Genomic DNA, 1,765 nt, shown 5'->3' with positions numbered 1-1,765 from the left:
GAGGCACGAAAGAAAGAGTTCTTTGAACAGATTTACATAACAGAGAAGTAGTACAAGAAGCGAGCGCCAAGGGTTGTTCCTGAGGCGCTTGGGTAAAAAACGAACCGATCAATTCGGCCTCCCCTGCGGAGGCAGTACGAAAGATTTGGATAATCGTCCCGAGACAGACAAACAAGGACACGCCCATCGGCCTCGGCCGTTGTCGGCAATGTCCGCAAGATACTTTACAATGGAGAGTTTGATCCTGGCTCAGGATGAACGCTAGCTACAGGCTTAACACATGCAAGTCGAGGGGAAACGACAGAGGAAGCTTGCTTCCTTTGGGCGTCGACCGGCGCACGGGTGAGTAACGCGTATCCAACCTTCCCGCAAGTAAGGGATAACCCGTAGAAATGCGGCCTAATACCTTATGTTTTCCTTAGAGGGCATCTGATGAGGAACAAAGATCCGTCGCTTGCGGATGGGGATGCGTCTGATTAGTTAGTCGGCGGGGTAACGGCCCACCGAGACGACGATCAGTAGGGGTTCTGAGAGGAAAGTCCCCCACATTGGAACTGAGACACGGTCCAAACTCCTACGGGAGGCAGCAGTGAGGAATATTGGTCAATGGGCGGAAGCCTGAACCAGCCAAGTAGCGTGCAGGACGACGGCCCTATGGGTTGTAAACTGCTTTTATGCGGGGATAAAGTGGGCCACGCGTGGCCTTTTGCAGGTACCGCATGAATAAGGACCGGCTAATTCCGTGCCAGCAGCCGCGGTAATACGGAAGGTCCGGGCGTTATCCGGATTTATTGGGTTTAAAGGGAGCGCAGGCCGCCGGGCAAGCGTGTTGTGAAATGCAGTCGCTCAACGTCTGCACTGCAGCGCGAACTGCCCAGCTTGAGTGCGCGCAACGTTGGCGGAATTCGCCGTGTAGCGGTGAAATGCTTAGATATGGCGAAGAACTCCGATTGCGAAGGCAGCTGACGGGTGCGTAACTGACGCTCATGCTCGAAAGTGCGGGTATCGAACAGGATTAGATACCCTGGTAGTCCGCACGGTAAACGATGGATGCCCGCTATTCGGCCCCTGCGGTTGAGTGGCCAAGCGAAAGCGTTAAGCATCCCACCTGGGGAGTACGCCGGCAACGGTGAAACTCAAAGGAATTGACGGGGGCCCGCACAAGCGGAGGAACATGTGGTTTAATTCGATGATACGCGAGGAACCTTACCCGGGCTTGAATTGCAGCCGAACGATCCAGAGATGGTGAGGCCCTTCGGGGCGGCTGTGAAGGTGCTGCATGGTTGTCGTCAGCTCGTGCCGTGAGGTGTCGGCTTAAGTGCCATAACGAGCGCAACCCCTCTCCCCAGTTGCCATCGGGTAATGCCGGGCACTCCGGGGACACTGCCACCGTAAGGTGCGAGGAAGGTGGGGATGACGTCAAATCAGCACGGCCCTTACGTCCGGGGCTACACACGTGTTACAATGGCCGGTACAGAGAGCCGGGTCTGCGCAAGCAGTCTCCAATCCCAAAAGCCGGCCTCAGTTCGGACTGGGGTCTGCAACCCGACCCCACGAAGCTGGATTCGCTAGTAATCGCGCATCAGCCATGGCGCGGTGAATACGTTCCCGGGCCTTGTACACACCGCCCGTCAAGCCATGAAAGCCGGGGGTGCCTGAAGTCCGTGACCGCAAGGATCGGCCTAGGGCAAAACTGGTAATTGGGGCTAAGTCGTAACAAGGTAGCCGTACCGGAAGGTGCGGCTGGAACACCTCCTTTCTGGAG

At 56.5% G+C, this 1,765-nt stretch carries 1 rRNA gene; it reads left to right on the top strand.

Features of this window, described 5'->3' with window-relative positions:
* Nucleotides 1-226 precede the first annotated feature (226 nt).
* Nucleotides 227-1,759 (top strand): 16S ribosomal RNA (locus KM934_RS12705).
* The last annotated feature ends 6 nt before the right edge of the window (nt 1,760-1,765 follow it).

It is taken from the genome of Hallella faecis (genome assembly GCF_018789675.1).
Lineage (GTDB): Bacteria > Bacteroidota > Bacteroidia > Bacteroidales > Bacteroidaceae > Prevotella > Prevotella faecis.
The sequence above is the reverse complement of the archived record's forward strand: the minus strand, read 5'-3'. Positions and strand labels throughout refer to the sequence as shown.